Annotated in this window: 26 protein-coding genes; 17 read left to right on the top strand and 9 right to left on the bottom strand. The window is 58.2% G+C overall.

All coding sequences use genetic code 11. From position 1 onward, the window contains the following. The first annotated feature begins 9 nt into the window (after positions 1–9). Positions 10–1,254: a lipoprotein-releasing ABC transporter permease subunit gene (locus tag CQ009_RS05715; RefSeq protein ID WP_064392818.1), complete on the top strand. Its 1,245-nt coding sequence runs from the start codon at positions 10–12 to the stop codon at positions 1,252–1,254. Between the two features lie 119 nt (positions 1,255–1,373). Here the strand turns inward: CQ009_RS05715 and CQ009_RS05710 are convergent, their stop codons facing one another. Then, entirely contained in the window at positions 1,374–2,720 is a 1,347-nt protein-coding gene (locus CQ009_RS05710; protein WP_105705159.1) for a heavy metal sensor histidine kinase, read from the bottom strand. Next, positions 2,720–3,400: a heavy metal response regulator transcription factor gene (locus CQ009_RS05705; protein WP_064392816.1), complete on the bottom strand. Its 681-nt coding sequence runs from the start codon at positions 3,398–3,400 to the stop codon at positions 2,720–2,722. Before CQ009_RS05705 ends, CQ009_RS05710 begins: the two co-directional genes overlap by 1 nt. 165 nt (positions 3,401–3,565) lie before the next feature. On the opposite strand from CQ009_RS05705, the gene CQ009_RS05700 reads away from it, so the two are divergent. Both CQ009_RS05700 and queF read left to right on the top strand, forming a co-directional pair. Continuing rightward, positions 3,566–4,099 (top strand): plastocyanin/azurin family copper-binding protein, encoded by a 534-nt coding sequence (locus tag CQ009_RS05700; RefSeq protein WP_105705158.1) that lies wholly within the window; start codon positions 3,566–3,568, stop codon positions 4,097–4,099. A 61-nt stretch (positions 4,100–4,160) separates the two neighbouring features. Continuing rightward, positions 4,161–4,991 (top strand): NADPH-dependent 7-cyano-7-deazaguanine reductase QueF, encoded by an 831-nt coding sequence (gene queF, locus CQ009_RS05695; RefSeq protein ID WP_105705157.1) that lies wholly within the window; start codon positions 4,161–4,163, stop codon positions 4,989–4,991. A 172-nt stretch (positions 4,992–5,163) separates the two neighbouring features. Here the strand turns inward: queF and CQ009_RS05690 are convergent, their stop codons facing one another. Both CQ009_RS05690 and CQ009_RS05685 read right to left on the bottom strand, forming a co-directional pair. Continuing rightward, positions 5,164–5,427 carry a DUF4404 family protein gene (locus CQ009_RS05690; RefSeq protein WP_105705156.1) on the bottom strand — a complete coding sequence of 88 codons (264 nt, stop codon included), beginning with the start codon at positions 5,425–5,427 and terminating at the stop codon, positions 5,164–5,166. A 108-nt stretch (positions 5,428–5,535) separates the two neighbouring features. Next, positions 5,536–6,156 carry a phosphatase gene (locus CQ009_RS05685; protein WP_105705155.1) on the bottom strand — a complete coding sequence of 207 codons (621 nt, stop codon included), beginning with the start codon at positions 6,154–6,156 and terminating at the stop codon, positions 5,536–5,538. Positions 6,157–6,354: 198 nt separating this feature from the next. Here CQ009_RS05685 and CQ009_RS05680 point away from each other — a divergent pair, with 198 nt between their 5' ends. Beyond that, on the top strand, positions 6,355–7,044 hold the full coding sequence (locus tag CQ009_RS05680; protein WP_064392808.1) for a VacJ family lipoprotein: 690 nt from the start codon (positions 6,355–6,357) through the stop codon (positions 7,042–7,044). Positions 7,045–7,096: 52 nt separating this feature from the next. Here the strand turns inward: CQ009_RS05680 and CQ009_RS05675 are convergent, their stop codons facing one another. Continuing rightward, positions 7,097–7,396, bottom strand: coding sequence for a PilZ domain-containing protein (locus tag CQ009_RS05675; RefSeq protein WP_105705154.1), 300 nt, complete (start codon positions 7,394–7,396; stop codon positions 7,097–7,099). A 276-nt stretch (positions 7,397–7,672) separates the two neighbouring features. On the opposite strand from CQ009_RS05675, the gene rssB reads away from it, so the two are divergent. Both rssB and rssC read left to right on the top strand, forming a co-directional pair. Continuing rightward, positions 7,673–8,854, top strand: a complete 1,182-nt coding sequence (gene rssB / locus CQ009_RS05670) for a two-component system response regulator RssB (RefSeq protein WP_064392805.1) — start codon at positions 7,673–7,675, stop codon at positions 8,852–8,854. Next, entirely contained in the window at positions 8,854–9,336 is a 483-nt protein-coding gene (rssC, locus tag CQ009_RS05665; RefSeq protein WP_042560140.1) for an anti-sigma factor antagonist RssC, read from the top strand. The genes rssB and rssC overlap by 1 nt, the downstream gene beginning before the upstream one ends. Before the next feature lie 215 nt (positions 9,337–9,551). Here the strand turns inward: rssC and tal are convergent, their stop codons facing one another. After that, the gene (gene tal, locus CQ009_RS05660) at positions 9,552–10,478 is read right to left on the bottom strand and encodes a transaldolase (protein WP_064392803.1); all 927 of its coding nucleotides are present in this window, start codon (positions 10,476–10,478) and stop codon (positions 9,552–9,554) included. Positions 10,479–10,680: 202 nt separating this feature from the next. Then, positions 10,681–11,637, bottom strand: coding sequence for a cellulase family glycosylhydrolase (locus CQ009_RS05655; RefSeq protein WP_064392800.1), 957 nt, complete (start codon positions 11,635–11,637; stop codon positions 10,681–10,683). 293 nt (positions 11,638–11,930) lie between these two features. Between CQ009_RS05655 and CQ009_RS05650 the strand changes: the two genes are divergently transcribed. The 8 genes from CQ009_RS05650 to CQ009_RS05615 all read left to right on the top strand — a co-directional run bounded on the left by CQ009_RS05650 (position 11,931) and on the right by CQ009_RS05615 (position 21,589). Further along, positions 11,931–12,371: a low molecular weight protein-tyrosine-phosphatase gene (locus tag CQ009_RS05650; RefSeq protein WP_064392799.1), complete on the top strand. Its 441-nt coding sequence runs from the start codon at positions 11,931–11,933 to the stop codon at positions 12,369–12,371. A gap of 39 nt (positions 12,372–12,410) precedes the next feature. Next, a complete protein-coding gene (locus CQ009_RS05645; protein ID WP_105705153.1) occupies positions 12,411–14,639 on the top strand; it encodes a polysaccharide biosynthesis tyrosine autokinase in 2,229 nt (742 codons plus the stop codon). 40 nt (positions 14,640–14,679) lie between these two features. After that, a complete protein-coding gene (locus CQ009_RS05640) occupies positions 14,680–15,762 on the top strand; it encodes a glycosyltransferase (RefSeq protein ID WP_105705152.1) in 1,083 nt (360 codons plus the stop codon). A gap of 15 nt (positions 15,763–15,777) precedes the next feature. Next, a complete protein-coding gene (locus CQ009_RS05635; protein ID WP_064392793.1) occupies positions 15,778–16,890 on the top strand; it encodes a polysaccharide pyruvyl transferase family protein in 1,113 nt (370 codons plus the stop codon). Continuing rightward, positions 16,887–18,119, top strand: a complete 1,233-nt coding sequence (locus CQ009_RS05630; RefSeq protein WP_105705151.1) for a phosphoribosylaminoimidazole carboxylase — start codon at positions 16,887–16,889, stop codon at positions 18,117–18,119. Before CQ009_RS05635 ends, CQ009_RS05630 begins: the two co-directional genes overlap by 4 nt. Continuing rightward, entirely contained in the window at positions 18,110–19,213 is a 1,104-nt protein-coding gene (locus tag CQ009_RS05625; protein WP_064392790.1) for a hypothetical protein, read from the top strand. Before CQ009_RS05630 ends, CQ009_RS05625 begins: the two co-directional genes overlap by 10 nt. Positions 19,214–19,225: 12 nt before the next feature. Further along, positions 19,226–20,272: an acyltransferase family protein gene (locus CQ009_RS05620; RefSeq protein WP_105705150.1), complete on the top strand. Its 1,047-nt coding sequence runs from the start codon at positions 19,226–19,228 to the stop codon at positions 20,270–20,272. A gap of 186 nt (positions 20,273–20,458) precedes the next feature. Beyond that, positions 20,459–21,589, top strand: a complete 1,131-nt coding sequence (locus CQ009_RS05615) for a GDSL-type esterase/lipase family protein (RefSeq protein WP_105705149.1) — start codon at positions 20,459–20,461, stop codon at positions 21,587–21,589. Positions 21,590–21,731: 142 nt separating this feature from the next. On the opposite strand, the gene CQ009_RS05605 is transcribed toward CQ009_RS05615, so the two are convergent. Beyond that, complete coding sequence (locus tag CQ009_RS05605) at positions 21,732–22,136, bottom strand: mannose-1-phosphate guanylyltransferase (RefSeq protein ID WP_064392785.1); 405 nt, start codon at positions 22,134–22,136, stop codon at positions 21,732–21,734. Positions 22,137–22,165: 29 nt separating this feature from the next. Further along, on the bottom strand, positions 22,166–22,999 hold the full coding sequence (gene galU / locus CQ009_RS05600; RefSeq protein ID WP_042560129.1) for a UTP--glucose-1-phosphate uridylyltransferase GalU: 834 nt from the start codon (positions 22,997–22,999) through the stop codon (positions 22,166–22,168). Positions 23,000–23,390: 391 nt separating this feature from the next. On the opposite strand from galU, the gene galE reads away from it, so the two are divergent. The 3 genes from galE to CQ009_RS05585 all read left to right on the top strand — a co-directional run bounded on the left by galE (position 23,391) and on the right by CQ009_RS05585 (position 26,081). Beyond that, entirely contained in the window at positions 23,391–24,407 is a 1,017-nt protein-coding gene (gene galE / locus CQ009_RS05595; protein ID WP_105705148.1) for a UDP-glucose 4-epimerase GalE, read from the top strand. 231 nt (positions 24,408–24,638) lie between these two features. Then, on the top strand, positions 24,639–24,875 hold the full coding sequence (locus CQ009_RS05590) for a hypothetical protein (protein ID WP_007910552.1): 237 nt from the start codon (positions 24,639–24,641) through the stop codon (positions 24,873–24,875). A 144-nt stretch (positions 24,876–25,019) separates the two neighbouring features. Next, on the top strand, positions 25,020–26,081 hold the full coding sequence (locus tag CQ009_RS05585; protein WP_105705147.1) for a polysaccharide biosynthesis/export family protein: 1,062 nt from the start codon (positions 25,020–25,022) through the stop codon (positions 26,079–26,081). Positions 26,082–26,086 lie beyond the last annotated feature (5 nt).

The following is a 26,086-nucleotide window of genomic DNA, read 5'->3' as shown; positions in this document are numbered from 1 at the left end:
CCCCAGCGAATGTTCAGACCGTTATCGATCTTTATCGGCACGCGCTATACCCGCGCCAAGCGCCGCAATCGCTTCGTTTCGTTCATTTCGATGACCTCGATGATCGGCCTCGCCCTTGGCGTGCTGGCGATGATCGTGGTGTTGTCGGTAATGAACGGCTTCCAGCGCGAAATGAGTTCGCGCATCCTCGGCATGGTGCCGCACGCAACCATCGTTGGCGTCAAGCCGATCGATGACTGGCAGCCGGTGGCCGCCGCCGCGATGAAAAATCCAGAAGTGACCGCCGCCGTGCCGTTCACCGAGATGGAAGGCATGCTCTCTTACAAGGGCTTGATGCAGCCGATCCAGATCAGCGGCGTCGATCCGGCGCAGGAAGGCAAGGTCTCGATCGTTGCCCAGCACATTGTGCAGGGGCGTCTGGATGCCTTGAAACCGGGCGAGTTTGGGGTGGTGATTGGTGAAATCACCGCGCGACGTTTCCGCCTCAACGTCGGCGACAAGATCACCCTGATCGTCCCGGAAGTCAGCACCGCGCCGGGTGGCATCACCCCGCGCATGCAGCGCCTGAACGTGGTCGGCGTGTTCAAGGTGGGTGCTGAACTGGACGGCTCGATGGGCCTGATTCACGTGGCCGATGCCGCGACCATGCAGCATTGGCAGCCGAATCAGGTGCAGAGTGTGCGTCTGGCGGTCAAAGACCTGTACGCGGCGCCGAAAGTCTCCTCGGACATCGCCGCCGGTCTGGGCGCCGATTTCAAGGCTGACGACTGGACCCACACCCAGGGCAGCCTGTTCAGCGCGATGAAAATGGAAAAAACCATGATCGGCCTGCTGTTGCTGATGATCGTCGCGGTGGCGGCGTTCAACATCATCGCGACCCTGATCATGGTGGTGAACGATAAGGGCGCGGACATCGCGATCCTGCGTACCATCGGTGCCACGCCTCGGCAGATCATGGCGATCTTCATGGTCCAGGGCACGGTGATCGGCATTGTCGGTACCATTATTGGCGGCGTGTTGGGCGTGATCGCCGCGCTGAATGTCAGTCAGATCGTGGGCTGGATCGAGCGAGTCAGCGGGCAGCACATCTTCAGTTCCGATGTGTATTTCGTCAGCAATCTGCCCTCGGAATTGCAGGGTGGGGACGTGCTGTTGATCTGCTCGGCGGGCTTTATTCTGAGCTTTTTGGCGACGGTGTATCCGGCCTGGCGGGCGGCGAAGATCGAGCCGGCTCACGCGTTGAGATATTCGTAAGCGACTCCATGCTCGTTCCCACGCTCTGCGTGGGAATGCCTCAACGGACGCTCCGCGTTCGGCTTAGGATGGGACGCGGAGCGTCCCGGGCTGCATTCCCACGCAGAGCGTGGGAACGATCAGGTTCGAGGCAACTCAATCACAAACCGCGTCCAGCCCGCCTCCGATTCGCAACGAATCTGCCCACCATGGGCACGAACGATCGACTGAGTAATCGCCAACCCCAACCCCGCATGCTCACTGCTGCCTTCCTGCCGCGCCGGATCAGCCCGATAAAAGCGGTCGAACAAGCGTGGTAGCAACTGCGCTGAAATCCCCTCGCCACTGTTTTCGACTGAAATACGCACAGCGCTCGCTTGATCAACGATCCGCAAACTCACGTAGCCCTCAGCGGGGGTAAAGCGCAGCGCGTTATCCAGCAAATTCGACAAGGCCCGGCGCAACATGCTGCGATCACCCTCGATCCGCGCATGGCCCTCGCGCGTCAGCTTGACCCCGGCGTCCTCCGCCAGCGGCGCAAAAAACTCCAAAAGCACATCCGTTTCATCCGCCAGCTCCAGCGGTTCACGCTTGGGCATCAGCAAACCGTGATCGGCCTTGGCCAGGTACAACATGTCGTTGACCAGTTGCGCCATCCATTGCAGCTCTTCGAGGTTGCTGTGCAGGGCTTCGCGATAATCCTCGATCGGCCGTGGGCGGGTGAGGGTGACCTGAGTGTGAGTCAGCAGGTTCGACAGTGGGGTGCGCAGTTCATGGGCGATGTCGGCGGAAAACGCCGAGAGCCGCTGAAACGAGTCGTCGAGGCGTGCGAGCATGGCGTTGAAGCTGTGGGCCATTTCCGCAAGCTCGGTCGGCATTTGCGCTTCCGGCAGTCGGGCATTCAACGATTGAGCGGAGATCCCACGGGCGACTGCACTCATGCGTCGCAATGGCCGCAAGCCGCTGCGTGCGGCCCAGGCACCGAGCAAAGCGGTGGCCAGCGCTGACAGCCCGACCGTCAGCCAGATCAGATGCTGCATGCGTTGCAGGAAATGCTGGTGATGGGTGATGTCCAGCAGCAAGGTCAGTTGCGGGGAATCGGCTTTGTCCGGGTAGAGCGGGGCGTTGAGCACGCGGTAATCGGTGCCGTCATGGCTTATGGTCGACAGGCCGGATTGTTGCGGCAAATCCTTGGGGATTTGCGTCGAACTGTCATACCAGCGCTGGCCGTCAGTGCCGGTAATGCGCAGCGACAGATCGGCCTGACGACTCAGCTCATCCGCCAGTCGCGCTTCACGCTGAGCAGGCTGAAGATCCTGCAGTGCGCGGCGCAGGCCGATCAGCTTGCCGTCCAGTTGTTGCTGGTCGAGTTCAATGAAGTGCGCTTCGCTGGCGCGGTTGAACAGCACCCCGGCGAACAGTGAAACCACAGCGGTGCAAGCGGCGAACAACAAGGCCAGGCGCGAGCTCAATGACAGCCGACGCATCAGGCGCCACGCTCTTCGAGCACGTAACCCATGCCGCGCACGGTGTGGATCAGTTTATTGGGGAACTCGTCGTCGATTTTCAGGCGCAAACGGCGGATCGCCACTTCAATGACATTGGTGTCGCTGTCGAAATTCATGTCCCAGACCTGTGAGGCGATCAGCGATTTCGGCAGCACCTCACCCTGACGGCGCAGAAGCATTTCCAATAGCGCGAATTCCTTGGCGGTGAGATCAATGCGTTGGCCACTGCGTTCGACCCGACGGCGAATCAGATCCAGGCGCAGATCGGCCAGTTGCAGACTGGTTTCCTGGGTTGTAGCGCTGCCACGACGCAACAGGCTGCGCACCCGCGCCAGCAGTTCGGAGAAAGCGAAGGGCTTGACCAGATAGTCGTCGGCACCGAGTTCGAGGCCATGAACCCTGTCTTCCACGGCGTCTTTGGCCGTTAGAAAAAGTACCGGCGTATCCAGTCCGGCGCTGCGCACCGCTTGCAGAATCTGCCAGCCGCTGCGACCGGGCAGCATCACGTCGAGGATCAGCAGCGCGTAATCACCGCTCAGCGCCAGTTGCTGACCGCTGTTGCCGTCGGCCACCAGTTCCGTATTGAACCCGGCCTCGGTCAGGCCCTGGCGCAGGTATTGGCCGGTTTTCGCTTGGTCTTCGACGATCAACAGTTTCATGGGCGACTCGGGTTTGTTCGGGGGTGTAGAAACGAAAGCTTTATACCGTGAGCGCAGGCGACAAACGCCAACCTGACAAAGTTGTAATCTGCCTGTCAGGTAGATGCCAGCGCAGGCCGGCTAAAGTTTCCCATAAGCTGAACCTTATCTTGTTGGAGAACGACCATGTTTTTACGCCAATCCGTGACGTTGGCAGCTTTCCTGTTGGCACTCGGTTCGCCAGTGTGGGCCGCGCCAGCGCACACCTACGATTTCGGCCAGCCAGCGCCTGCCGCCCAAGCCACACGCAGCATTGAAGTGGTGCTAAACGATATGTCCTTCGATCCCAAGGCCATTCAGATCAAGGCCGGTGAGACCGTTCGTTTTGTCTTGGTGAATAAAGGCCAGTTGTTGCACGAATTCAACCTCGGTGACGCGGCGATGCACGCCAAACACCAGCAGGAAATGTTGCAGATGCAGCAAAGCGGCATGCTTACGCCTACCGGCATGAAGGAAATGTCCCACGATATGGCCGGCATGGATCACGCAGCGATGGGCCATGGCATGAAGCACGATGATCCGAACAGCGTGTTGGTCGAGCCAGGTAAAACCGCCGAGCTGACCTGGACCTTCAGTAAGGCCACCAGTCTGGAATTTGCCTGCAATATTCCCGGGCATTATCAGGCGGGTATGGTCGGCAAACTGACGGTCAGTCAGTAAGCACTCAAAGGCGCGGGCAAAGGCTGGTAGAATCCGCTGATTATTCAGTCAGGTTTCCGCCATGCATCCCGCAGCCGAACATTCGCCGCTGGGCAAATCCAGCGAATACATCGCCACTTACACGCCGTCCCTGCTGTTCCCGATTCCGCGCACCGCGAAATGGGCCGAGCTGGGCCTGACCGCCGAAACCCTGCCGTATAAAGGTGTGGATTACTGGAACTGCTTCGAGTTGTCGTGGCTGCTGCCATCCGGCAAACCGGTGGTGGCAATCGGCGAATTCAGCATCCCGGCGGATTCGCCGAATATCATCGAGTCGAAGTCGTTCAAGTTGTATCTGAACTCGTTGAATCAAACGGCATTTGCCGACATCGCGACCCTGGAAGCGACCCTGATCAAGGATTTGTCGGCCGCCGCCGGCAAACCGGTGGGGGTGCGCGTTCGCAGCCTGAAGGACGTTGAATCGGAAGGCGTTGTGGCGTTGCCGGGCGTATGCATCGACGATCTGGATATCAGCGTCAGCAACTATGAACATCCGCGCCCGGAATTGCTGCGTTGCGATGATTCGCGGATTGTCGAGGAGACGGTGTATAGCCATCTGCTCAAATCCAACTGCCCGGTCACCAGTCAGCCGGACTGGGGCAGCGTTGTGGTGGAGTACCGTGGTTCGGCGCTGGATCATGCGAGTCTGCTCGAATACATCGTCAGCTTCCGCCAGCACTCGGACTTCCATGAGCAGTGTGTGGAGCGGATTTTCCTCGATCTGCAGCGCTTGTTGAAACCTGAGAAACTCACGGTGTTTGCCCGTTACGTGCGTCGCGGTGGCCTGGATATCAACCCGTATCGCAGCACCGAAAGCGTACAGCTGCCGAACCACCGGCTCGTGCGTCAATAAAGATCAACTGTAGGAGTGAGCCTGCTCGCGATAGCGGTGTGTCAGCAGACGATGATGTTAACTGACACACCGCTATCGCGAGCAGGCTCACTCCTACAGGGGAATGCATTGCCAAAGTTGAAATGAAAAAGCCCTGCCAGTGATGGCAGGGCTTTTTGTGTTTCGGGGGGAGTCAGATCCCCATGCTGCCCAGCGCGTTGACGATGTTGCGCAAGGTGCCGGCAATGGCCGGGTGTTCGAGTTCAAAGCGATCAACCGCCAGATTGACGCCGTCAGCGATGCTGGCGTCTTGTGTGGCAGTCTCCAGTTGAATTTCGGATTCAATCTGCGCCATCAGCGCATGCAGGTCTTCACGTTCGACTTCCGACAGCGGCGGATTCTGCTCCAGCTGCTCGCGCAGGGTATCGAGCTGTTTTTGCAGTTCTTGGGCGGGCATGGTGGTTTCCTTTTATCAATAGGCACTGGCATTGACCGCAGCCGCGCGCCAAAGGTCTATGGCTGACCTTTAGATTAATCCACTCCCGGCAAACCTGCATGATCCCGATCAGGGCTTTTCGCCTTTGAACCGGCGCAAGCTGATATCCGCCAGGCAAGTGTCGAGTTCGCCCAGATGATCGATCACCGAATGCACGCCCAGCCCGAAGAGTTGCACGGTGGCCTTGCCACGCAGGTGTTCGCGTTCTTTCTGGCTCAAGGCTTGCCATTCACCTGGCGCCAGGCCACACAGCGAGCCGCAGGAGGCCAGGCCGATGGTCCACAGCCCGGCATTCAGGCCAGCCTGCAACAGCCGCGGCTCACCGCTGACCAATACGCAGCCGTCCAGACTGGCGACGTTCAACTCCATCAGGGCTTGCCAGCAGGCATTCGGCGCAGGCCACGGATTGAGTGTTGCCGAATGTTGCGCAGGTTTGATTGACGCCGGCAGTGAGGCCGACAACGATTGGGCGAGGGCAGGGGGCAGTTCATCCAGCCAAGCACAGGGAATCTGCTGGCGCTGCAAACTGTGCAGACTGTCGAGCGCGCCCGGCGTGGCCTCGGCATATTCGGGCCGGGCGACGGTATTTAGACGAGCGCGAGCACCGAAATCCACCAGACAACCGCTGAGTCCAAACAGTACGGCGGTCAGGCTGGACGCAGTGAGGGGCAAGGTTTCGGCGTGAGTCATGGCAGCGTCCCTGAAATACCGATAAGGCTAGTCATTGCAGGTGACAGTAGCGTGACGGCTATGTGAAGCGCGGCGTGGGAAGCGTCCTACAACTTTGCACAATTGGCCGACTGTCCAAACCGGCGTTTACGCTTATACTAGCGACCTTAATGCCCGGGCCCCGATGTCCGCGACAGTACAAATCCAAGGAGTTTTTCTATGCGCTGGAGCTATCCGCTCGCTCAGCTAAGTGTATGTGCCGGCCTGTTGCTGGCGCCGTTCGCCACTCAGGCGGCAACAGAAGAAGACCCTTGGGAAAGCGTCAACCGCCCGATTTTCCAGTTCAATGACTTCGTTGACACTTACGCGCTGAAGCCTCTTGCGCAGGGTTACGAGTTCGTTACTCCGCAGTTTCTGGAAGACGGCATTCACAACATGTTCCGCAACGTTGGTGACGTCACCAACCTGGCGAACAACGTTTTGCAGGGTAAACCGGCTGCTGCTGGCGTCGACACCGCACGTCTGATCTTCAACACCACGTTCGGTCTGCTCGGCTTCTTCGACGTCGGCACCAAGATGGGCCTGAATCGCAGCGACGAAGACTTCGGCCAGACTCTGGGCTACTGGGGTGTGGGCAGCGGTCCGTACGTGATGCTGCCGCTGATGGGCCCGAGCACTCTGCGTGATGCGCCGTCGAAATACGTCGACAGCTACACCGGCATGTACCGCTACATCGACCACGTACCTACGCGTAACTCGATCTTCGGTCTGAACATCGTCGACACCCGCGCCAGCCTGCTGTCGAGCGAGAAGCTGATCAGCGGCGATAAGTACACCTTCATCCGCAATGCTTACCTGCAGAACCGCGAGTTCAAGGTGAAGGATGGCCAGGTCGAAGACGATTTTTAATCTCGACCGGTAAAAAGAAAGGCGACCTTCGGGTCGCCTTTTTTGTGTGTAGCTATTTCATCTTTACAATGATCAGGCCGAGCTTCTGGCCGCCGCCGTCCTGTGCCCGGACCCAGACCACTTCGGTGTCAGCTTCAAGGCCGCTGAGTGCCGCGTGATCGGAGTCGATGCGTACGCTCAATCGGTCGCCGACCGCAAAGAGCTGCGGCGCTTCGACCTGCATGCCGCTGCTGGAGAGGTCGATGCAAGCGCCTGAAACTTCATCTCCTTCATGAATCAACACGACATCGGCATCGACCCGCATGCGGATGAAATCGCGCTTTTCGCTGTAGTCCCGACCGGTTTGACTCATAGGTTCGTCCTTCCATTGGGTTACGGTTTGAGCTGTTCTTATAACTCTCGGTGATTTGACAAGTAAAGTCGTCAAGCGACCATCGGCGCATGCTTGAAACGCTCTGCGGATGGGAGTACCGTCTGCGCCTTAGAAGGGCACCTCTGGTGCAACCGCGTTCAAGGCCTATGCCCGAAAGCGGTGCAGCAGAGAGGCTAGAAAGCGAATCCAGTAGTCAGTGCAGGGCCATTAAGCTCCGCCAACTACGCCAACCTAATTCTGGCGCCGTTTGCCCACATGCCAAAAACCAGTGCCACGCTGCTGATAATCGATGATGACGAAGTAGTGCGCGCGAGCCTCGCGGCCTATTTGGAAGACAGTGGTTTCAGCGTCCTGCAGGCCAGCAACGGCCAACAGGGTCTTCAGGTATTCGAGCAAGACACGCCCGACCTGGTCATCTGCGATCTGCGCATGCCGCAGATGGGCGGTCTCGAACTCATCCGTCAGGTCACCGAACTCTCACCGCAGACACCGGTGATCGTGGTCTCGGGTGCCGGCGTGATGAACGACGCGGTCGAAGCCCTGCGCCTGGGCGCAGCGGATTATCTGATCAAGCCTCTCGAAGATCTGGCTGTGCTCGAGCACTCTGTGCGCCGGGCCCTGGATCGTGCGCGTCTGCTGCTGGAGAACCAGCGCTACCGCGAGAAGCTGGAAAAGGCCAACCGCGAGCTTGAGGCCAGCCTGAACCTGCTCCAGGAAGACCAGAACGCCGGTCGCCAGGTGCAAATGAACATGCTGCCGGAAAGTCCGTGGAGCATCGACGAGTTCAAGTTTGCCCACCAGATCATCCCGTCGTTGTACCTGTCGGGTGATTTTGTCGACTACTTCCGTGTCGACGAGCGCCGGGTCGCATTCTACCTGGCGGATGTATCCGGGCATGGCGCCTCTTCAGCCTTCGTCACCGTACTGCTGAAGTTCATGACCACGCGCTTGCTGTTTGAATCCAAGCGCAACGGCACATTGCCGGAATTCAAGCCTTCGGAAGTCCTTGGTCATATCAACCGGGGGCTGATCAGTTGTAAGCTGGGTAAACACGTCACAATGGTCGGTGGAGTCATCGACGAGGAGACCGGTTTGTTGACCTATAGCATCGGCGGCCATCTGCCGTTGCCTGTGTTGTACACGCCTGACAGTGTTCGTTATCTGGAAGGACGTGGTCTGCCGGTGGGGCTCTTCAATGAAGCCACCTACGAAGATCACGTGCTTGAGCTGCCGCCGACGTTCAGCCTGACGCTGATGTCCGATGGCATTCTGGATCTTTTGCCAGAACCTACGCTCAAAGAAAAAGAAGCCGCTTTGCCTCAACGGGTGAAGTCGGCGGGCGGCAGCCTGGATGGTCTGCGGCAAGTGTTTGGATTGGCCACGCTAGGGGAGATGCCGGATGATATCGCCCTGTTGGTGTTGAGCAGGAATCTTTAATGAGTACCGGTAGAATCCAGTTCGCCGAGCAGGACGGCACCTTCGTCCTGAAGTTCGTCGGTGAAGTTCGCCTGACCCTGTGTTCGGCGTTGGATGCGACTATTGAGAAAATCTTCACCGCGCTGAATTTCAACGCGATCGTGATCGATTTGACCGAAACCCGCAGCATCGACAGCACGACATTGGGCCTGCTGGCCAAACTGTCGATCCTGTCGCGGCAGAAGGTCGGGCTGTTGCCGACCGTCGTCACCACCCACGATGACATCACTCGTCTGCTGCAATCGATGGGATTCGAGCAGGTGTTCAACATCGTCAATCACCCGGTGCCATGCCCCGAGTGCCTGGACGACCTGCCGGATCAGGACCAGTCGGAAGAAGTGGTGCGGATCAAGGTGCTCGAAGCGCACAAGATCCTCATGGGCCTGAACGATTCCAATCGTGAGGCGTTCCATGACCTGGTGAATGCCCTCGAAAGACATTAATGGCCTGAAATGGGGTAGGGGCTGCTGGCCCTATCGCGAGCAGGCTCACTTCTACAGGGTTCTTCATTCAACACACAATCGCAATCACTCCACAGATCCCCTGTAGGAGTGAGCCTGCTCGCGATAGCTTCGGCAAGAACACCGAATATTTCCAGCAGCCACTAAAAAGGGCGAACCCTCACAGGTTCGCCCTTTTTGCATTTCACCAACTCAAATCACAGCTTGGCTTGCAACAACGCCTCAAGCTTCTCCTGGTCGCGAGCGAACTGACGAATGCCCTCAGCCAGCTTCTCGGTGGCCATCGCGTCTTCGTTGGACAACCAGCGGAATTGCGCCTCGTTGAGGCTCAGACGCGCTTCACCGGCATGTCCCGGCGCCAGTTTGCGTTCCAGCTTGCCGGTATCGGCTGCCAGCTTGTCGATCAGGTCCGGGCTGATGGTCAGGCGGTCGCAACCGGCCAGTTGCTCGATCTGGTTGAGGTTGCGGAAGCTCGCGCCCATGACCACAGTCTTGTAGTCATTGGCTTTGTAGTAGTTGTAGATGCGCGTCACCGACTGCACGCCCGGGTCATCGGCGCCGGTGTAGTCGTTGCCGTTGGCCTTCTTGTACCAGTCGTAGATGCGGCCCACGAACGGCGAAATCAGGAACACGCCGGCATCGGCGCATGCAGCGGCCTGGGCGAAGGAGAACAGCAGGGTCAGGTTGGTCTGGATGCCTTCCTTCTCCAGCACTTCGGCGGCGCGGATGCCTTCCCAGGTGGAGGCGATCTTGATCAGTACGCGATCACGGCCAATGCCGGCCTTGTCGTACAGCTCGATCAGGCGATGCGCGCGTTTCAGCACGGCATCCTTGTCGAACGACAGGCGCGCATCCACTTCAGTGGAGATACGGCCCGGAATCACTTTGAGAATTTCCTGACCTACCGCGACGCCGAAACGGTCGCTGGCCAGGCCGACATCGCCCTTGCAGTCGCTGACGCAAGCATTCAGCAGCTCGGCATAGGCCGGAATCGCCGCGGCTTTGAGTAGCAGGGAAGGGTTGGTGGTGGCGTCTACCGGCTTGACCCGGGAGATCGCTTCGAAGTCGCCAGTGTCGGCAACAACGGTGGTGAACTGTTTGAGTTGTTCCAGCTTGGAAGTCATGGGCGTGCTCTATCCTATGGGTCTGATGACATTACCCGAGCGTTGGCGGTCACTCAAGGGCGTGTGCGTGTATCGATGGCCCCTGCGGCAACAACCTGAAAACAATTGTTTGAAAGGCGGGGCGCGCTATCGATGAATACGATGCCAAAACGACCAACAGGTTCAAAGCAACCGACCTGCGTATAGATCGGTTGCACAAGCGCTATTGGGCGTTCAGCAGGGTTTCGACCGACATTCGCGCCGGTTTGGGTTGCCCATCGGACGTCAGCAGGCCGAAGTTCTTCTCGCGTTCATTGCTGCCCGAAGCGCTGTTCTTCCATTCATAGATGGACGTCAGCGGGATGTTGAGTTTTTTAACATCGCCGATAAACGCGTTGATCTTGCTCGCCTGACCTTCGGCACCGCCATTGGACGCGAGTGCCGAGATGCCCCATTCACTGATGACCCCCGGCAGATGAAAGTTCTGCTGAATGAATGCCTGCGCATTGCTGATCTGCGTGGCCGTCATGCCATACGGGTGATAGGACACGGCATTCAGGCATTTCGGGTATTCGCTGACGATACGGCTCAGTGCCACGGTGGAGGCCGAACCTGCGCTGGGTGGCCGGGCGAAGCCGTAACCGACCACCGGCGTCGATGACGGTTGTCCTTGCAGCGTCTTGCATACGGCGCTCATGAACGGCACAAACGTGGTGTCGAACTTGCCCGTCGGCCAATAGGTTTCCAGATCGGGTTCATTCCATAGTTCGATCGCCACCAGTTGCGCGCTGTACGACTGTTGCAACCCCGTCACTGCTTTGGCAAAGCCTTCACCGGCCGTCGCCAGATCGGCAGCAGACCCGGCGGGCAACGGTTTGATGGCGCGAACCGTCAGCAGAACCGGCAGGCCCGCCGACCTGGCCGCGGCAAAAGCGTCACTGACTTGTTGCTGATAAGCCTTGGCCGTCAGGCTGTCGCTCCACACACCGAAGCGTACAAAGCCGAAGCCAGCCGTTTTGATCTGCGCAGCATCGGCGGCGGAGAAGTTCTGAATCTTCACCTGAACGCCGATGTTCTTTGCAGGGAGATTGGGGAACGTTTCACTGGCGTGAAGTTGAGTCGTTGCACCCAGTGTCATCAGCGCCAGCGCGCCGAGTCGTTTGAGATGTGCTGATTTCATGTCTGCTCTCCCGAAGAGAAGTGACAACTACGAATATTGATCTCGTTACCCCGTTTTCGAACAAGATGATGGCACTTAGTGCGCGAATGTTATTTTTTGTCGGAAATCAAACAGCCGAAAATCACAGTTATTTTTAGTCCGTTAATTGTGGTTGGGGTGCTTTTAAACGCTGTGGTACTTAATGCTTCGGTACTAACAGGGCGAATCTATTTCTGAGTACAGGAAGTTCTTGAGGGTTCACTCAAATGCTCTCTGGATGTTGGCCGTTTGACATTACACAGGAAAGTAAAACCTTGTTCAGAAAGATCCTAGTCGTCTGCGTTGGCAATATATGCAGAAGTCCGACGGCAGAGCTGTTATTGCGCAATGCGTTGGCCTCCTCGGCGATTACCGTGACGTCTGCAGGCCTTGCCGCACGGGTCGGCGAAGGTGTCGAGGCGTCGGCCCGGCAGGTCCTCGAAGATCACGGGCACAGTGCCGAAACGTTCAAAGCGCGGCAACTCACAGCCGACATCGTCAATGAATCGGATTTGATTCTGGTGATGGAAAAGCAGCATGTAAATCAAGTGCTGAACATTGCCTCTCACGCCAGAGGTAAAGTGTTTCTGCTCGGCAAGTGGCAGAGCGAGCGCGAAATACAAGATCCGTATCGTCAAGGCAAGGCCGCTTTTATTCATGCCCATGCATTGATTGAAGATGCTGTCAGCTCATGGGCACAACGCCTCGCGCGTTGATGAATATTCTTCAGATCAATGAATGGTAAGAACAGACTTATGCAGTTACCGTCCGTAATCGGCACCCGCGACAATGATCAAGACAGTATTGATCTGCTCGGTATATTCGGCAGTTTGATCGACCAGAAATGGTTGATCGGCGCACTGACCGGAGCCTTTATGGTCACCGGTGTGGCCTACGCGGTGTTGGCCACGCCCGTGTACCTGGCGAACGCGCTGGTGCAGGTCGAACCGAAAAAGAACGACATGCTCGGTTTCTCCGACCTCAACAGCATGCTCGGTGGGCAATCGCCGTCGGTGACCGAAATCGGCATCATCAAATCCCGCGCGGTGATCGGCAAAACCGTCGACGACCTGCGCCTGGACATCGATGTCACCCCCAACACCTTCCCGATGATTGGCGGTTTTCTCGCCCGGCGTTATCGCGGTGAAACCGAGACCAGCGTCGCCGCGCCGCGTTTCGGCTTGAACAGTTACGCCTGGGGCGGTGAGCGTCTGGAGTTTGCCCGACTGAACCTGCCGAAAGAACTGCTGGGCAAGAAACTCACCCTGATCGCTGGCGAACAGAAGCACTTCCAGTTGCTCGATGACAACGACAACCTGCTGGTCGACGGCGTCGCCGGTGAAGCCTTCGCACAAGACGGCGTAGAAGGGCAGATCACCCAACTGCAGGCCAACCCCGGCACCCGTTTCGAAGTGGTGCGCAACCCACGAATCGTGACCATTCAGGGTTATCAGGACGCGCTGGATATCTCCGAGCAGGGCAAGGAATCGGGGATTATCAAACTGGCGCTGGCCAGCAGCGACGCCGCTGAAGCGGTGAAGATTCTCAACAAGATCGCCGCACTTTATGTCGATCAGAACGTGCGTCGCACCTCGGCGGAAGCGGCGCAGAGTCTGGCCTTCCTGCAAAGCCAGTTGCCGCAGGTCAAACGTGATCTGGCCAAGGCCAGCGATGCGCTGAACGCCTACCAGACCCACGGCAAAACCGTGAACATCTCCCTGGAAACCCAGTCGGTACTCGGTCAGTCGGTGGCGCTGGAAACACGGATTTCCGAGCTGAAAATGCAGCAGGCGGAGATGGATCGCAAGTTCACCAAACAGCACCCGGCCTATCGCGCGTTGATGAGCCAGATCGGCGAACTGACCCAGCAACAGAAGTCGCTGGAAGGCAAGGTCGGCGATCTGCCCGCGACACAGCAGGAATTGCTCAACTTGACCCGCGATGTCGAAGTCGCCTCGCAGATCTACACGCAGTTGCTGAACAAATCCCAGGAGCTGGACATCGTCCGCGCCGGCGCCGTGGGTAATGTGCGTTTGGTCGATGCGGCGGATGTCGACCTGACCAGCCCGGTCAAACCGAAAAAAGCCCTGATCGTGCTGATCGCCACCTTCCTCGGTGCCTTCGTTGGGGTGGCGCTGGTGCTGCTGCGCAAATCCCTGAGCCGTGGCCTTGAAGGCCCGGAAGCCATCGAACAACTCGGCTTGCCGGTGTATGCGTCGATTCCGTACAGCGCCTTGCAAGATGAAGAAGACAACAAAAAAGGTCGCGCCCGCGACGGCGTCGATAAGCCGGCGTACTTGCTGGCCCTGCGTAATCCCACGGATCTGTCGATCGAATCGATCCGCAGCCTGCGCACTTGCCTGCACTTTGCCGGGCTCGATTCGACCAACAACCGCATCATGATTTCCGGGCCGAGCCCGCAAGTCGGCAAGACCTTTGTCTCGTCCAACCTCGCCGCGGTCATGGCGTTGAGCGGTCAGCGCGTGGTGCTGATCGATGCCGACATGCGCAAAGGCCACCTGCATAAAACCCTCAACACGCCGATCACCAACGGCTTGTCCGACCTGCTGGTCAAGCGCTGCAGCATCGATCAGGCGATCAACAAAGTCGAAATCGACAACCTGCACTTCATCAGTCGCGGCCAGGTGCCGCCGAATCCTTCCGAGCTGTTGATGCACGCCAACTTCCGCGATTTGCTCGCCGAACTGAGTGAGCGCTACGACCTGGTGATCATCGATACGCCGCCGCTGTTGGCGGTGACCGATGCGGCCATCGTTGGCCGTGAAGCCGGGATCAGCCTGATCGTCACGCGCTTCGGGGTGAACCCGGCCAAGGAGATCGAACTGACCATTCGCCGCTTCGCGCAGAACGGCATCGAGTTGAAAGGCGCGGTGTTCAACGGCGTCGAGAAGCGTGCGGCCAGCTACTACGGCAACGGCGGTTACGGCTATTACAACTACGAATACGCGTCCGACAAATCCTGACTGTCAGCGACTGTTTTTTCCTGTTTGAAGTGGGTGATTTGTGAAGAAAATACTGCACGTGGCAGAGACGATCAAAGGTGGCGTCGCGACCGTTATCCGTACGATTTCGGCTTCACCGGAAGGCGATGCGGCGAACTACGAACTGGTGTATCTGGTGCCGGAGGATCAGGCCAAAGAGTTGCACGGCATTGGCGCGCAACAGATCCGCACCTTCCCTCGCACCGGGCGCAACGTGCCGTCGTTGCTGCGTTTCGCCTGGCGCCTGACGCAGGTGATGCTCAAGGAAAAACCCGATGTGGTGCATTTGCACAGCACCTTTTCCGGGGTCATCGGCCGTTGCGTGTGCGTGCTGTTGCGACCGTGGCGCAAGCCGAAAATCGTTTACTGCCCGCATGCGTTTTCGTTCTTGATGGAAAGCTCGCCGATCAAGCAGAAAGTCTATGCGTGGATCGAGCGAGTGCTGCAGAAAGTCACCGACGTGATCATTTGCGTCAGCCAGTACGAGCTCGACAAAGCCGCGCGTTTTGGCATCGAGCGCAAGCGCATGAAGCTCATCTATAACGGCATTCATCACCGCGATGACGCGCCGAAGGCTGACAGCCCTGCGCCGATTCATCTGCTGTTCGTCGGTCGCCTCGATTATCAGAAAGGCTTCGACGTGCTGCTCAAGGCCTACGCCAAGGTTCAGCGCAGCGATATGAAGCTGACCGTGGTCGGTAGCGCCGTCAACGAGGACGCGGTCGAGTGCCCGCCAATGGACGGCGTCGAGTACCTGCCGTGGGTCACCCCGAGCGAAGTGCAGGCGCTGTATCAACAATCCGATGCGCTGATCGTGCCGAGTCGCTGGGAAGGGTTTGCCATGGTGCCGCTGGAAGGCATGGCCATGGGCTTGCCGGTGATCGCCAGCAACTGCACCTCGCTGCCCGAGTTGGTCACCAACGAGGTGTCCGGCTACGTCTTCCCGTCCGGTGATTACCAGGCGCTGGCCGACGTGCTGAAAAAAATCCAGAAGCCGCGCCTGCTCGACCTCGGCAACGAAGGGCGCAGCATCGTCCGCGAGCGTTTCAGCGCTGCGTTGATGATTCGCCAGACCTACGACCTGTATCGCGCTCCCACTTTTTAAGTAGAACTCAAGCATATGAACGTAACGATTTTGCATGGCTACAGTGCGTCCAACTCCGGTGACGGCCTGCTCGTCGATCTGGCCATCGCCCTGGTGCAGCGCAACTTTGGCGAAGACACCGCGATCAGTGTGGTGGCTTCCGACCCGGACTCTTTCAGCTACTTGCCGCACCCGCGTTTCGATGCGCCGGTGATGGCGGCCAAAGGCCTTGGGCGGGTCAAACAAGCGGTGTTTCTCAACCAGTCCTACGCCGGGCTGGCGGATCTGTTGAAAAAAACCGATCTGATCGTCGGCGTCGGTGGCGGCTATATGCGCTCGAAAAGTGCCTTCGAACACGTCAAGTTGAAACTCGGCCACGCCAAACAACTGGAAACCGCGATCCTCAGCAAAGTGCCGTCGGTGTACTTGCCGCAAAGCATCGGCCCGTTCCATGGCGAGAGCAGCAAGATTGTCGAGCACTACGCCAGCGCTGATGCGGTGTTCGTGCGCGACAATCGCTCCTCGGCGATTTTCGACGCCTGCGAAAACGTCTATCGCGCACCGGATCTGGCGGTGCAGTCGCTGGCGAGCAAGATCCTCCTGCAGCCAAAATTCACCCGCTGCGCCGCTTCGCCGGCCACGGTTTGCGTGGTGCTGCGCAAGCCGCCGGAGTGGAGCAAAGACAAGAAAGTCGCTTACGTTGCCAACCTGAAGTTGCTGCTGCAGCGCCTGAAGCAAAAAAGCAAAGTGGTCTGCGCGGTGCAGAGCGCGGTGCGCGGCAACGATGACGGCGCGTTCTATCGCGAGTTGGGCATCACTGAAGACCTGCTGTCGTTGAAGGCGACGATTGCCAAGTATCAACCGGACCTGGTGATTTCCGTGCGCTTGCACGGCGCCATCGAATCGCTGCTCTCCGGCGTGCCGGCGTACCACATCAGCTACGAGCGCAAAGGCTTTGGCGCCTATCAGGACATGGGCGTCGAGGACTGGGTGATCAATGGCGGCGACATCGATGTCGATAAGATCATCGACACGGTATATGCGCCCAACGCGCTGTCGAATTTCGGCAAACGCCTGACCGACACCTGCCGGGAAATCGAAGCGAAAACCGTGGCCATGGACGAGATCATCAAGGGTGTCGTTCGATGATATTTCGGCTGCTGCTTCGCGGCGGAGCGTTAGGCGCGAAGTTTTTGCTGGTGTTGGCGATCACCCATTACCTCGGTTATGAGGCGCTGGGCTTTTACGGCGTGGTGGTCGCGGCCTCGTTGATCGCCTCGAAGTTCTACAGCGTCGGTTTCAGTTCCGAGATCAATCGGCTGATCAGCGTCGGCGGCAGTTCGCGCCGGGTGGTCGACAAAGTCCTGCTGCTGTATCTGGCGGTGGGATTGCTGCTGTCGGTGGTGACAGTGCTGATTTATTCACTGTTCCAGCAGGTTGCAGCGACGGCCATGCTGATTCTCTGCGTGACTTTGGCGTTGCTCACTGAGCACCTGTCGTTCGAGATCAACTCGTTCGTGTTTTCCGCGCAGAAAGCTACCGCCGGCGCGCTGCTGTTTTTCATCAAGACCGGCCTGTGGGCGGTGCTGGCGGTGGGCGGGATGATGCTCGGCTGGGTGTCGGGCATCGCCAGCGTGTTGTGGCTGTGGGTCGCCGCCAATGTGCTGGTGATCATTGCCGGTTACCTGATTGTGGTGAACGTGCACAAGGGCCGCGAAAGCGGCACGTTGGCGACGGGCACTGTGTGGAAGGCCGGCTTACCGTTCTACCTCGGCACCGGGCTGATCGCGTTGAGTCAGTACGCCGAGCGCTTTCTGATCATCGACCTGGAACCCTACGCCAGCCTCGGTAAATACGTGTACGCATGGTCGGCGGCGAACACCTTGCAAGCGTTGTCGTACGCGGTGGTGGCGGTGGTCGGGATTCCGGTGCTGGCCAAGCGTTTTCAAGCTGATCAGCAGGCGTTCACGGTCAAGCAGTTGTTCGTCAACAAGTGGGTGATGCGCTCGCTGGTGGTGTCGGCGGCGGTGGCGGTGGCGATCTATCTGTTCTTCAACGTCGTGCTCGATTACGTCGCCACCAGCGTGCCGCGTCCGGACAACGCCATTCTCGGTGTGCTGATTTTTTCCTTCGCCTTGCGCGCGATTGGCGACATTGTCTGGGGCGGTCTGATTGCTTCGAAAAACAGCCGGGTGTCACTGGCTAGCGCGGCCATTTGTTTGTTGATTTCGGTGCCGGTCAGCTATCTGTTGATCAAGCACTATTCGATTTATGGCGCGGCGTGGGGCAACGTCTTCGCGATCATCGTGCAGCTCGTGGTGATTGCCGTGCTGACCCGCGCAACCGCTGCGAAAAAGGCTGCGTTGTCATGGGCCTGAAACTGCCGTGCATCGAGTTTCGTGGCAAGCGACTCGATTCGTATGTGTCGTTCCTGATCCTCTTCACCGGGCTGTTTCTGTCGGTGGCGATGCCGCTGCTGATCCCCCGTGATCCGGGCCCGGATGCGATGACCTTGTGGTCGTCTTACGCCCGTGCCGACAACTGCAATTTCTGGAACCCGTTCTCGCCGGATCGCTCGTCCTACGAGTGTTCGGCGTTCCTGCTGCGGCCCACCGGGATCAACCTGACCAATGCCTGGGCCTACGGCATGTTCTGCAACTTTTTCCTCACGGCGATTCCGGTGGTGGTGTTTCGGCGCATGCCGTTGGCGATCTTCGGCACCTTGTGTCTGTGGGGCATCGTGCGCTCGTTTTTCCTGGAGAACCTGACCAAGGAAATCATCGTGTCGGTGGCGGTGTTGAGCATTTTGCTCAGCTCGCTGACGCGCAAATATCGCGGCGGCTTTTTCCTCTCGGCGGTGATCTATGGCGTGCTGATCCGGCCTTACTGGATTCTGTTTTCGCTGTCGTGGATCGGTGTCTGCGTGATGAAAAAGTATGTGTCGCGCACGACCTTTTTCTTGATGTTATTCCTGTTTTATCTGGCCGTGGCCATGGCGATTCAGGTCGCTTTGGGGTTTCCGGTGTCGTCGATTCGCGCCAGCAACAACGAACTGCGCACGGCGGGCGAGGAGGGCTCCAAATCCTTGATCGTCTCGTGGCTCACCGGTAGCGACTTCGTTTCGCAAGCGCTGGACTCGATGATCATCTTCTTCCGCTTATCCTTCCCGGTGGAGCTGATTCTGCTGTCCGGCCCGGGTCAGGTGATCTTCGTGGCGTTGATGATCATGACAGCGCTGCTGCTGTTCAAAGTCATCACCTCGACCGACTACAAAGGCGCGCCGATCCAGACCAAACCCAAGGAACTGATCGCGATTCCGCTGGCGTTTCTGCTGGTGCAAGGGTTGTTCGAACCGGACTTCGGCTCTTTCGCCCGGCACTTCTCGATGGTGGTGCCGGTGTTGTTCGTGGGGCTGGGCTTGATGCTGCGGGCGAACAAACCGGTGCAGGTTGAATCACGAATTCTGAATTGAGGCAGGTGCTTTATGTCGAGCAAGAAAAAGTCCCTGGAGATTGAAACCCTGCGTGGCCTGGCGTGCCTGCTGCTGGTGCTCTATCACGTCATCGGGCCGTTGGGCGGTGGGTTGAAGATCGATATCGGCTCGCCGTTCCGGGTGATCGCCGATTCGATGGTGTACGTGCGCATGCCGCTGTTCACCTTTATTTCCGGGTACATCTATTCCATTTATAAAATTCGCGGCAATGACTTTTCCGCGTTCTTCAGCGGCAAGGTACGTCGCTTGATCGTGCCGCTGTTTTGCGTCGGTGTGCCGTTCTCGGTGCTGCAAGCGGTGGGGCCGGGGGTGAACAAGGACGTAAGCGTGCTCGACGCGTTGTTGTCGTTCTGGGTGCCGATCAACCACTTCTGGTTCTTGCAGGCGGTGTTCATCATTTTCATGTTCGTCGGGCTGCTGGAGTGGCGCGGGATGTTGCGTTCGGCGATGCGGTTGTATGGGTTGTTTGCGTTCGCGGCTGTGTTGTTTCTGCTGCCGCCGTTCAAGTTCGATGCGTTCGGGATCAACGGCGCGATTTATCTGTTGCCGTTTTTTGTCGCGGGGATGATTGGTCAAGAGAACGTCGATGCGCTGAAGCAGCGCTTCAAGGTGATCGGGCCGTTGGTATTTGTGCTGATCTCGTTGACGTTGCTGTACGTGGCGGCGATTGATCGCGAGTTGATTGTTGATCGCCGTAGCCTGATCGGATTGACCGTGGGTTGCGTGTCTTGCATCGCGTTGCTGTCGAGTGATGTGCGCTCGAAAGCGCTGACGTGGCTGGGTGGTTATTCCTATGCGATCTTCCTGTTTCATGTGCTGTTCGCGGCGACGTCGCGGTTTGTGCTGGGGCGGTTGGGGGTGAAGGATGAGAGCTTGCTGGTGCTGGGCGGCTTGAGTTGTGGCTTGCTTGGGCCGGTGGTGTTGTCGATGGTTTTCAGTCGGTTCAATTTCACCTCGGTGTTGTTTCTTGGTGAGCGGGCGGCGAAGAAGAAACCGTTGGTGTCCGTTACCCCGGTGGTGCAAACCCAGAGCAGCTAAGAGCTTCGCGAGCAGCGGATCTTTGTCGAACACAATCCCTGTAGGAGTGAGCCTGCTCGCGATAGCGGTCTGTCAGTCAGCATTTCATTACCTGACCCACCGCTATCGCGAGCAGGCTCGCTCCTACAGTTGATCTGTGTACATCCCGGTATTCAGTGGGCCATTCCAGACTGAAGGAAATTTTGCATGTTGGCAGTAGATGACGCACAACCCGTCGCAGCGTCGGTGGTTCAGGTGGGCGATGCCCGTGAGCGTTTTGCGCAGTGGCGCGAAGGCAAGGCCGGCAACGTGTTGTCGGTCTCGGTGATTGGCGACAGCTACAGCGCCGGGCAGGATTTCTATCTGAACAAACTGGTGCAGCGCGTGGCCGGGGAGGTCGGTTTTGCCGGGCCCGGTTATGTCGGCTTCAATCACGGCGCGGCGCTGGGCGGCACGCATTTCAAATACACCCGCAGCAGTGAAAAGTACTTTGGCGGTGACTGGAAAGTGTCAGACCTGGGCCAGGCGAGTCCGGACAGTCGCACGGTAACAGGCCGACCCGGTGCATGGTTGCAAGTGGATGCGACTGCGACGCCGCGCATCGATACTGCTGTCACTCAGGTGAAATTGCTTTATCTGGGCAACGGCGAATCCAGCGAGATCCGCTACCGCTGGGCGCCCGGGCAAGACTGGCAACCGTTGAAGCTTGAGGGATCGGGCGTTCAGGAAGTGCCACTGACAGGCCTCTCGGCGGCGAAAGACTGGTCCTTCAAACTGGAAGTTGTGAGGGGCTCGCCGACGTTGTTCGGCTTATGGATGAGCAACGATCAGAAAGGCGTTCGGGTTTCGAAGCTCGCGGCCTCCGGTGCGGCCTCTGCGGACTTCTATCACCAGGACCCGCAGTGGCAGGTGCAGTGGAAAGCCGCGGTATCGAAGATTCCTGCGGATGTTTATCTGATCATGCTCGGTGGCAACGATCAGGGCTTCGGCGTGAAGCCGGCGCAGTACCTGCAGAACGTTCAGGGTCTGGTGGGCATGCTGCGCGAGATTCAACCGCAGGCGAGCATCAACCTGATCATGCGTCAGGACACCACGCGCTCCAGCGCTTACCCGATGTCGGCCTATGCGCAGGTGCTGGAACCGTGGGCACGCGAGCAGCGTCTGGGGTATGCCAATCTTCAGTGTGCGTTTGGCTCTGACGTCAAACGTTACGCGGCGGCGATGATTGGCCCGGACAAGATTCACCCGGTGCCGGCCACGGGCGGGAAGGTGATTGCCGATTACTTTTATGGCTGGATCACGGGCGCCAAGGACCGTTGCGACGCCTCCCCTAAATAACACGAAAACCCCAGAGCGGTGATCGTTCCCACGCTCCGCGTGGGAATGCCGCCCGGGACGCTCCGCGTCCCCTCGCTGTGTGACGCAGAGCGTCACTGGATGCATTCCCACGCAGAGCGTGGGAACGATAAGGTGAGGGGAGTTATTCGAAGGCGTCGACTTGCTCGAGCAACTCGGCAATCTTCTGCGGCATCAACCGCGTATCGCACCGGGTCTCAACATTGATGATGATCGCCGGGTCGTTGCAGCAAATCCGCACGCGAAAACGCCAGTCACCAAAGATCACCTTCAGCCCATCACGGTCATCCATTTCCAGCGCCTGCTCGCCATACAGCTTTTTCAAATGCGCGAGCAGCGGATACGGATCGCGCAGCGGCCGGCGGATATCCCCGGAGGCGGGAAACACGCCAATCCGCTCCACCAGCAGAATCGTGCCCAGCCAGGTTTCGTTGGCGCTGGGCAACGGCTGATGGCGGGACAACCAGCTCATCACCCCGAGGTTACCCACCTCGCGTTCAATCTCTACGGAATGTTGTGCAATGTTCATGGTGGCCTCGTTGGGTGGGGGGAGCCGTCTCAGCGGCCCTTGAGATAGACGTTTTCGTAGCAGAAGTTGGTCGCCTGCAAATAACCTTCTGCGTCGCCGCAGTCGAAGCGCAGGCCTTTGAACTTGTAGGCCAACACGCAACCGTTCTGCGCCTGTTTCATCAGCGCATCGGTGATCTGGATTTCGCCGCCCTTGCCCGGTTGGGTGTCGGCGATCAGGTCGAAAATATCCGGCGTGAGGATGTAGCGACCGATGATCGCCAGGTTCGACGGCGCGTCTTGCGGTGCCGGTTTTTCCACCATGTTGTTGACCCGGTAGATGCCGTCGGAAATCAGCTCGCCGGCGATCACCCCGTACTTGTGCGTCTGGTCAGCCGGGACTTCCTGGATGGCGACGATTGAGCAGCGGAATTTCTTGTACAGCTGGATCATCTGCGTGAGTACGCCGTCACCTTCCAGGTTCAGGCACAGGTCATCGGCCAGCACCACAGCAAACGGCTCGTCGCCGATCAGCGGCCGACCGCTGAGAATCGCGTGGCCCAGGCCCTTCATTTCCACCTGACGGGTGTAGGAGAAGGTGCAGGTGTCGATCAGTTCACGGGTGCCGGCAAGGAACTTCTCTTTCTCGGTGCCGCGAATCTGGTGTTCGAGTTCGTAGCTGATATCGAAATGGTCTTCCAGTGCACGCTTGCCGCGACCGGTGACGATGGCCATGTGTTGCAGACCGGCGTCCCGCGCTTCCTCAACGGCATATTCGATCAACGGCTTGTTGACGATCGGCAGCATCTCTTTCGGCATGGCTTTAGTGGCCGGCAAGAAACGCGTGCCATAGCCGGCAGCGGGGAACAAACATTTACGAATCATAAAAGTATCCTGGACAGTCATGGAACACAGGCGACGGATGCGCGCACTAATAGAGGGCGTGCAAGTTTCAATAATTATTGAACGAGTGATTTAATACCTGAGTCAGGTTATTCATGGCAATGTGCAGAGGTGTTAAAACATGGCAATGTTATGAGATGTCGGTTAGTGCGCTGTTAGTTATTTTTAGTCGGTAAGCGTTGATAGTGGTTAGTGCACAGGGAGTGCTAATAAGTACCCGGCAATACAGTTTGACCTGCAAAAATATTTATTGCCAGTCGTTGAACTAAATTTGTTTGAGGTTGTTGTCGCCTTATTTGTGTGGATTACGACACATATCCCATGCAAGAGGCTTGACACACCACGGGGCACTTATCCACAGACGGACCGCGCTATGAAGATTCTGGTAACGGGTGGCACCGGTTATATCGGCTCGCACACCACACTCGCGCTGCTTGAAGCAGGTTATGAAGTTGTTGTGCTGGATAATCTCTGCAACAGCAGCGAAGCGGCCCTGCACGCCATTGAAGGCATCTGCGGCAAGAGTGCCTGGATGATCCGCGGCGATGTCTGTGACCGGGCACTGCTTGACCGGATTTTCCGCGAGCACACCATCGACGCCGTGTTGCATTTCGCCGGGCTGAAGGCGGTCGGCGAGAGCGTGCGCAAGCCGCTTGATTACTACGAGACCAATGTCGGTGGCAGTATTAATCTGTGCCAGGCGATGGCGGCGGCGGGGGTGTTTCGCCTGGTGTTCAGTTCGTCGGCCACGGTGTATGGCGAGCCGGAACAGATGCCGATTCGTGAGGATTTCCCCACGGGCACACCGACCAATCCCTACGGCCAGTCCAAGCTGATCGTCGAGAATGTCCTGCGCGATCTGGCTCAGGCCGAGCCGCGCTGGAGCATCGCGCTGCTGCGTTATTTCAACCCGATCGGCGCGCACGACAGCGGCCACATGGGCGAAGACCCCAATGGCATCCCCAATAATCTGGTGCCATACATCAGTCAGGTCGCGGTCGGCAGCCTGCCGGAGTTGTCGATCTTCGGTAATGATTACCCAACCATCGACGGCACTGGCGTGCGTGATTACATCCACGTGGTTGATCTGGCGGATGGGCACTTGAAGGCGTTGCAGTCGATCTCGGATCGCAGCGGCATTCATACCTGGAACCTCGGCACCGGCGATGGTTACAGCGTGCTGCAAGTGCTCCACGCCTTCGAGCAGGCCTGCGGGCAAGCGGTGCCGTATCGCATGATGCCGCGTCGCAGCGGTGATATCGCCGAGAGTTGGGCCGACGCTTCCAAGGCTGAAAAAGAGTTGGGCTGGAAAGCCACGCGCAACTTGCAGGACATGGTCACCGATACATGGCGCTGGCAATCGAATCATCCCAAAGGCTACTTGCGATGATGGCCATTTAGTTCGATGTTATTTTCAGTCAGGTTGTTAGATAACGTCGGGAAATTACACTGGCAATGCCTTTTGCAAGTCCGTAGATATAAACCTGCCGTTCGACTTTTATCAGTTGGGTAAGACTGTGAAAGAACGACGGATCATGTTCGCGTTTTTTGCGGACTTGAACGCTACCAACTCTGACTCAGACCGGTTTTTTAACAGGTCGAATGTTAGAAAGGAGTTGTTATGAAGAAAGTGATGGCAGTTGCCCTGTTGACGATGTTGAGCAACTGGGCTGCCGCAGCTGAAGCACCGCTGACGGCGGTAACCAATGTAGGTGGCAATGTGGCGGCTTCTCAAGCGCCGGCAGCCAGTACTGCAATGGTTGCCAGTGCAGTAGCGGCGTCCAACAGCGGTGGCAGTGCCAACGGCGGTACTACCGGTACCACAGGTACCACCGGTACAACCGGCACGCATAACTAACAGGAACATTTGTTAGTGCAGTACAAGGTCGCCCGACGCAAGTCGGGTGACTTTCTTTTTGGATTCGCCCTTGAATAGCGTAGTGCCATTATGACTCGTAGTGTTTATCTTTTAATGTTGGCAAGTCTCGCTTTGCAAGGTTGCATGTTTTCCCCCGGTCAATACCTGAGCACCAGTGACATCACCCGTCAGGGCGCCAGCGAAAGCAGCCGGGTCGAGCTGATTCCGATCACCCCCAAGCTGATTGCCATGAACCGCGCCACGCAAAAGCGTGAGTCGCTGCCAGCGGAGCTGTTGGCGACCCCGGCCGAGTACCGCATCGGCAACAACGATGTCCTGTACATCACGGTGTGGGACCACCCGGAGCTGACGGCCCCGTCCGGCGCGCAACAACAGATCGATGCCAACGGCCGTCTGGTGCGCTCCGACGGCACGCTGTATTACCCGTTCATCAAGGAAGTCCAGGCCGCCGGCCGGACCATCCAGCAACTGCGCTCGGATATCGAACAGCGGCTGTCGGCGTTCATCGCCGAGCCGCAGGTGGATGTCGCGGTGTTGCGTTTCGCCAGCCAGAAAGTCGTGGTCACCGGTGCGGTGACCAAGGCCGGGCCGCAAGCGATTTCCACCAACCCGCTGAGCGTGGTCGAAGCCCTCGGCTCGGCCGGTATCGACACCAACAATGCCGATTTGTCCGGGCTGCTGCTGACGCGCAAGGGCCGCACCTATCCGCTGAATCTCGACTCGCTCAATCAACAGGATTCCGAGTTGCAGAACGTCTACCTCAAGGGCGGCGATCAGCTGTATCTGCCGTACAACGACAACAAGCGCATCTACGTGATGGGCGAGGTCAATCAGCCACGCGCATTGAGCTTCAAGACCGCAACCATGAACCTCACCGACGTGCTCGGTTCGGTCGGCGGCCTGGCCCAGACCACCTCCAATGGCAACGCGGTGTACGTCATTCGTGGCGTGGAAAATCTCGACGTTGAGCCGGCCAAGATCTATCAGCTCGAAGCCGAGTCACCGACCGCCATGGCGCTCGCTTCGCACTTCGAAGTTCGCCCGCAGGACGTGGTGTATGTCGGGCCTGCCAACGTGACTCGCTGGAACCGTCTGATCAGTCAATTGGTGCCGTCGGCATCGATTGTCGGTACTGGCGCTTCCGCTGCGAAGAACTGGAGCGAATACAGTAACAACAGCAAATAAGGTCG

Origin of the sequence: Pseudomonas sp. MYb2, assembly GCF_002979955.1 — a bacterium.
In the GTDB taxonomy this organism is placed as follows: domain Bacteria; phylum Pseudomonadota; class Gammaproteobacteria; order Pseudomonadales; family Pseudomonadaceae; genus Aquipseudomonas.
The sequence above is the reverse complement of the archived record's forward strand: the minus strand, read 5'-3'. Positions and strand labels throughout refer to the sequence as shown.

Bases quoted from the DNA above. Each gene is read 5' to 3' on its own strand.
- CQ009_RS05715 (WP_064392818.1), top strand. From the start codon at position 10: ATGTTCAGACCGTTATCGATCTTTATCGGCACGCGCTATACCCGCGCC.
- CQ009_RS05710 (WP_105705159.1), bottom strand. From the start codon at position 2,720: ATGCGTCGGCTGTCATTGAGCTCGCGCCTGGCCTTGTTGTTCGCCGCT.
- CQ009_RS05705 (WP_064392816.1), bottom strand. From the start codon at position 3,400: ATGAAACTGTTGATCGTCGAAGACCAAGCGAAAACCGGCCAATACCTG.
- CQ009_RS05700 (WP_105705158.1), top strand. From the start codon at position 3,566: ATGTTTTTACGCCAATCCGTGACGTTGGCAGCTTTCCTGTTGGCACTC.
- queF (WP_105705157.1), top strand. From the start codon at position 4,161: ATGCATCCCGCAGCCGAACATTCGCCGCTGGGCAAATCCAGCGAATAC.
- CQ009_RS05690 (WP_105705156.1), bottom strand. From the start codon at position 5,427: ATGCCCGCCCAAGAACTGCAAAAACAGCTCGATACCCTGCGCGAGCAG.
- CQ009_RS05685 (WP_105705155.1), bottom strand. From the start codon at position 6,156: ATGACTCACGCCGAAACCTTGCCCCTCACTGCGTCCAGCCTGACCGCC.
- CQ009_RS05680 (WP_064392808.1), top strand. From the start codon at position 6,355: ATGCGCTGGAGCTATCCGCTCGCTCAGCTAAGTGTATGTGCCGGCCTG.
- CQ009_RS05675 (WP_105705154.1), bottom strand. From the start codon at position 7,396: ATGAGTCAAACCGGTCGGGACTACAGCGAAAAGCGCGATTTCATCCGC.
- rssB (WP_064392805.1), top strand. From the start codon at position 7,673: ATGCCAAAAACCAGTGCCACGCTGCTGATAATCGATGATGACGAAGTA.
- rssC (WP_042560140.1), top strand. From the start codon at position 8,854: ATGAGTACCGGTAGAATCCAGTTCGCCGAGCAGGACGGCACCTTCGTC.
- tal (WP_064392803.1), bottom strand. From the start codon at position 10,478: ATGACTTCCAAGCTGGAACAACTCAAACAGTTCACCACCGTTGTTGCC.
- CQ009_RS05655 (WP_064392800.1), bottom strand. From the start codon at position 11,637: ATGAAATCAGCACATCTCAAACGACTCGGCGCGCTGGCGCTGATGACA.
- CQ009_RS05645 (WP_105705153.1), top strand. From the start codon at position 12,411: ATGCAGTTACCGTCCGTAATCGGCACCCGCGACAATGATCAAGACAGT.
- CQ009_RS05635 (WP_064392793.1), top strand. From the start codon at position 15,778: ATGAACGTAACGATTTTGCATGGCTACAGTGCGTCCAACTCCGGTGAC.
- CQ009_RS05630 (WP_105705151.1), top strand. From the start codon at position 16,887: ATGATATTTCGGCTGCTGCTTCGCGGCGGAGCGTTAGGCGCGAAGTTT.
- CQ009_RS05625 (WP_064392790.1), top strand. From the start codon at position 18,110: ATGGGCCTGAAACTGCCGTGCATCGAGTTTCGTGGCAAGCGACTCGAT.
- CQ009_RS05620 (WP_105705150.1), top strand. From the start codon at position 19,226: ATGTCGAGCAAGAAAAAGTCCCTGGAGATTGAAACCCTGCGTGGCCTG.
- CQ009_RS05615 (WP_105705149.1), top strand. From the start codon at position 20,459: ATGTTGGCAGTAGATGACGCACAACCCGTCGCAGCGTCGGTGGTTCAG.
- CQ009_RS05605 (WP_064392785.1), bottom strand. From the start codon at position 22,136: ATGAACATTGCACAACATTCCGTAGAGATTGAACGCGAGGTGGGTAAC.
- galU (WP_042560129.1), bottom strand. From the start codon at position 22,999: ATGATTCGTAAATGTTTGTTCCCCGCTGCCGGCTATGGCACGCGTTTC.
- galE (WP_105705148.1), top strand. From the start codon at position 23,391: ATGAAGATTCTGGTAACGGGTGGCACCGGTTATATCGGCTCGCACACC.
- CQ009_RS05590 (WP_007910552.1), top strand. From the start codon at position 24,639: ATGAAGAAAGTGATGGCAGTTGCCCTGTTGACGATGTTGAGCAACTGG.
- CQ009_RS05585 (WP_105705147.1), top strand. From the start codon at position 25,020: ATGTTTTCCCCCGGTCAATACCTGAGCACCAGTGACATCACCCGTCAG.